The organism is Microvirga sp. P4_G7 (assembly GCF_056401005.1).
The window spans coordinates 1-4271 of record NZ_JBFUKD010000306.1; the positions used below are offsets into that span (position 1 = coordinate 1).

5 protein-coding genes and 1 pseudogene are annotated in these 4271 nt (G+C 65.0%); all 6 read left to right on the plus strand.

Annotation, left to right across the window (positions count from 1 at the left end; all coding sequences use genetic code 11):
- Nucleotides 1-419 (plus strand): annotated as a pseudogene (locus AC1DT3_RS13325) (hypothetical protein); the annotation flags it as partial.
- Entirely contained in the window at nucleotides 416-1114 is a 699-nt protein-coding gene (locus AC1DT3_RS13330) for a creatininase family protein (RefSeq protein ID WP_477465732.1), read from the plus strand. The pseudogene AC1DT3_RS13325 and the gene AC1DT3_RS13330, both read left to right, overlap by 4 nt.
- The gene (locus AC1DT3_RS13335; RefSeq protein ID WP_477465733.1) at nucleotides 1111-2127 is read left to right on the plus strand and encodes a ketopantoate reductase family protein; all 1017 of its coding nucleotides are present in this window, start codon (nucleotides 1111-1113) and stop codon (nucleotides 2125-2127) included. The genes AC1DT3_RS13330 and AC1DT3_RS13335 overlap by 4 nt, the downstream gene beginning before the upstream one ends.
- Nucleotides 2124-2879 carry an SDR family NAD(P)-dependent oxidoreductase gene (locus tag AC1DT3_RS13340; protein ID WP_477465734.1) on the plus strand — a complete coding sequence of 252 codons (756 nt, stop codon included), beginning with the start codon at nucleotides 2124-2126 and terminating at the stop codon, nucleotides 2877-2879. The genes AC1DT3_RS13335 and AC1DT3_RS13340 overlap by 4 nt, the downstream gene beginning before the upstream one ends.
- A gap of 31 nt (nucleotides 2880-2910) precedes the next feature.
- Complete coding sequence (locus tag AC1DT3_RS13345; RefSeq protein WP_477465735.1) at nucleotides 2911-3810, plus strand: polysaccharide deacetylase family protein; 900 nt, start codon at nucleotides 2911-2913, stop codon at nucleotides 3808-3810.
- Nucleotides 3811-3854: 44 nt separating this feature from the next.
- Nucleotides 3855-4271, plus strand: a 417-nt coding sequence (locus AC1DT3_RS13350) for an isoaspartyl peptidase/L-asparaginase (RefSeq protein WP_477465736.1), incomplete at its 3' end; no start/stop codon positions are given.

The following is a 4271-nucleotide window of genomic DNA, read 5'->3' on the forward strand; positions in this document are numbered from 1 at the left end:
CCGAAGTGGAGCATCTGATCCCGCAGGGCATTCCGGTCGTCGGCCTCAGCTTCATTCCGGCGGAAGAAACGCGCGCGCAACTCGCCGTCATCGATCCGATGGCGCGCATCGGCATCATCTCGGTGTTTCCCGAATTCATGGCGCTGATGAAGCCCGGTGTCCTGCGCTTCGCGCCGCACGTGTCCGATGTGGACGTCCGCATGGTGGACGCGGCGGATCTCGAAGCCTTTCTCGGCTCCGTCGATGTCGCGATCTACGCCAGCGGCACCGAGACGACCGTGAAGCGGATGCTGCCGCAAGGCCGGCTCGCGATGGAATTCCGTTATGTCCCGGATCCGCACGCGATCCGCGCGACGCTCATTCCCGTCATCGAGCGCCTGCGCTCGATCCACACCACGAAAGAGGATCCGACTTCATGAAGATTAGCGAGATGAACTGGTTTCAGGTCGAGGAGTACCTGAAGACCGATGATCGCGCCATCGTGCCGTTGGGCTGCACCGAGCAGCACGCCTATCTCAGCCTGTCCGTCGACAGCATTCTCGCGGAACGAGTCGCGCTCGAAGCCGCGGAGCCGCTCGGCGTTCCCGTCTTTCCGGTTCTCGCCTACGGCATCACGCCTTATTTCATGGCCTATCCCGGCACGGTGACCTTGAAAGCCGAGACGTATCTGCGCGTCGTCACCGACATTCTCGACAGCCTGCGGCGCACCGGTTTCAAACGCATCCTGTTCGTGAACGGGCATGGCGGCAATTCGCCCGGCCAGACCGCCGGCATCGAATGGATGGACGCAAATCCCGATTGCCGCGTGCGCTTTCACAATTGGTGGAACGCGCCCCGCACGTTCGAGAAGGTGAAAGCCATCGATCCGGTCGCATCGCACGCCTCGTGGATGGAGAACTTCCCCTGGACGCGGTTGCCCGGCATCGCACAGCCCGAGCATCAGAAGCCGATGGTCGATCTCGAGCGCATGCGCACCTACGGACCCGAAGGCGTCCGCGAAATTCTCACCGACGGCAATTTCGGTGGCTATTTCCAACGCCCCGACGAGGACATGGCGGCCATCTGGGCCGTCGCCATCGAGGAAACCCGCGCATTGATCGAGGACTGGTCATGAGCGGCGACACGATTTTGATCTGGGGCGCCGGCGCCATCGGCGGCACGCTCGGCGCCTATCTCGCCCGCGCCGGCGAGGACGTGCTGCTCGTCGACATCGTCGAGCCACATGTGGACGCCATGAACCGCGACGGGCTTTCCATCGAAGGGCCGATCGAGACCTTTACGCAGAAGGTGCGCGCCACGACGCCAGCGCGCGTGGACGGCACGTTCAAACGCATCATCCTCGCGGTCAAGGCGCACCATACGCGCGACGCGGTCGACGCCCTCAAGCCGCATCTCGCCGCGGACGGCACGGTGCTGTCGGCGCAGAACGGATTGAACGAGATCGTGATCGCCGAAGAGATCGGCGCGGAGCGCACGGTGGGCTGCTTCGTGAATTTCGGCGCCGACTGGCTCGAGCCCGGACGAATCCTGTTCGGCAATCGCGCCACGGTCGCCGTCGGCGCGCTCGACGGCAAGCCGACCGATGCCGTCCGCGACTATCATCGTCTCCTGTCCGTCTTCGAGCCGCAGGCGATTCTGACCGACAACATCTGGGGCTTTCTGTGGGGCAAACTCGKTTACGGCGCGATGCTGTTCGCGACCGCGCTGACGCCCGCCTCGATGTCGGAAAATCTCGCCTCCGAGCGGCACTTCCCCGTCTTCGCGAATTTGGGACGCGAAGTCATGGCGGTGGCAAACGCGCGCGGCGTCACGCCGCTCGGCTTCAACGGCTTCGATCCGAACGCCTTCATGCCCGGTGCGGACAAGGCCGCGGCGCAGACCTCGGTCGCGGCCATGGCCGAGTTCAATCGTCACACCGCCAAGACCCATTCCGGCATCTGGCGCGATCTCGCGGTGCGAAAGCGCAAGACGGAAGTCGACGCGCAGATCGCCATCATCGCCACCCTCGCGGCGCAAGTCGGCATCGCGACGCCGACCGTGAGCAAACTCGTCGACCTCATCCACGACATCGAAGACGGTCGCCGCGAACAATCCTGGTCCACACTCGATCTGTTGCTGACACCATGAATCTCGATTTCACCAACCGGCGGATCGTCGTCACGGGAGCGGCCCAGGGTATCGGCCGCGCCATCGTCGAAGCCTTCGCCGCCGAGAAGGCGCAGGTCTGGGCGCTCGACATGGACGCGGCCGGCCTGCGCACGGCCATCGATGTCGGCGCCAAGGAAGCCCGCACCCTCGATCTGGCGGATCGCGACGCCGTCTCGCGCACCATCGCGGAGATGGCGGAGGCGCTCGGCGGCATCGACATTCTCGTCAATTGCGCCGGTGGCGTGCGCGGCCAGGTCGCGCGGCCCGTCGAAGAGGTGAGCGAGAAGGATTGGCTCGTGCTGTTCGAGGCGAACGTGCACGGCGCCTTCTTCTGTTCTCAGGCGGTCGCGCCGCATATGAAGAAGAACGGCTTCGGCCGCATCGTCAACATCTCCTCCGGCGCCGGTCTGCGTCCGAGCCTGACGGGCATCCAGGCCTACACCGCGTCGAAGCACGCGCTCGTCGGCCTGACGAAGCAGTTGAGCTTCGAGCTCGGCCCGTTCGGCGTCACCGTCAACAGCGTCGCGCCGGGCTTCGTGCTCTCCAATCCCAACACTGAGCGGCAATGGGAGAGCTATGGTCCGGAAGGCCAGGCGAATCTCGTCAAGAACATCCACACCCGCCGACTCGGCGCGCCGCGCGATATCGCCGGCATGGTGATGTTCCTCGCCTCGGACGCGGCGTCGTGGGTGTCGGGAGAAATCATCTCCGTCGACGGCGGCCGTTCTTGAGTTTTTTGATTGCAGACAAGAGAGTTTTGAAATGAACGACAAGCAGGACGCACCCTGGGCCTGGGGCGAGGAACGCTGGCGCGAGACCGTCAACCAGGTTCGCGCGGGACGATCCCTGAAGCCGGCGCAATGGAAGAACGGCGCGCGCTGCGCCGTCGCCTTGTCGTTCGATTCGGATCACGAGACCAACGAATTGCGCGACGGCGGAAAGTCCATCGGCCGCATGTCGCAAGGCCAATACGGCAACCGCCAGGGCGTCCCGCGCATTCTCGACGCGCTGGCGAAATACGACGCGAAGGCGACCTTCTTCGTGCCCGCCGTGAGCGCGCTTCTCTACGAGGACGAGCAGCGCCGCGTCGTCGCCGAGGGCCATGAGATCGGCATCCACGGCTGGATCCACGAACTCAACAGCCAGCTTCCCTACGAGGTCGAGCGCGACCTGATGTTCCGGGCGACGGACACGCTGGAGAAAATCACAGGCACCCGTCCCGTGGGCCTGCGCACGCCGTCCTGGGATTTCAGCGCGGATACGTTGCGGATCGAGCGCGAGCTCGGCCTGCTCTACGATTCGTCGATGATGGCCGATGACGATCCGTATGAACTTCTCGAAAAGGGCGAGCCGACGGGCATCGTCGAGCTCCCGGTCGAGTGGATCCGCGACGATGCGGTCTATTTCAACATGCACCGCTTCAACGGCCTGCGCCCGCAGATGCCGCCGACCGCCGTCTACGATATCTTCCACCGCGAGTTCGAGCGCGCCTACGCGGAGGGCGGCCTTTTCCTCCTCACCATGCATCCGCACGTGATCGGCTACCGGTCGCGCATCTGGATTCTGGAAACGCTGCTGGAAGAAATCGCCAAGCGGTCCGACGTCTGGATCGCCACGCACGCGGATATCGCCGCCTACGCCAAGGAAGCGGGCGCGCGATAGCACCCCTTTCCTCCTTCCGATCAACGCCCACCGAGGGTGAACCCATGACAGCCACCGACACCGATTTCGTTCTCGCCGTCCACGGCGGAGCCGGCACCATCCTGCGCAGCACCATGACGCCGGAGCGGGAAGCCGCGTATCACACCGGGCTTCGCCGCGCACTCGAGGCGGGCCGCGCCATCCTCGCCGATGGCGGCAGCGCGCTCGACGGCGTCACCGCCGCGGTGATGGCACTCGAGAACGAGCCACTCTTCAATGCGGGACGCGGCGCGGTCTACACCTCCGCCGGCAAGCAGGAAATGGATGCCGCAATCATGGACGGACGCAATCGCGGTGCGGGTGCGGTYGCCGGAATCTGCGGCCCCCGCAATCCGATTCTCGCCGCGCGCGCCGTCATGGAGCATTCCAGCCACGTGATGCTCATCGGCGAAGGCGCGCTGGCGTTCTGCCGCAACCAAGGC

Bases quoted from the DNA above. Each gene is read 5' to 3' on its own strand.
- AC1DT3_RS13330 (WP_477465732.1), top strand. From the start codon at position 416: ATGAAGATTAGCGAGATGAACTGGTTTCAGGTCGAGGAGTACCTGAAG.
- AC1DT3_RS13340 (WP_477465734.1), top strand. From the start codon at position 2,124: ATGAATCTCGATTTCACCAACCGGCGGATCGTCGTCACGGGAGCGGCC.
- AC1DT3_RS13345 (WP_477465735.1), top strand. From the start codon at position 2,911: ATGAACGACAAGCAGGACGCACCCTGGGCCTGGGGCGAGGAACGCTGG.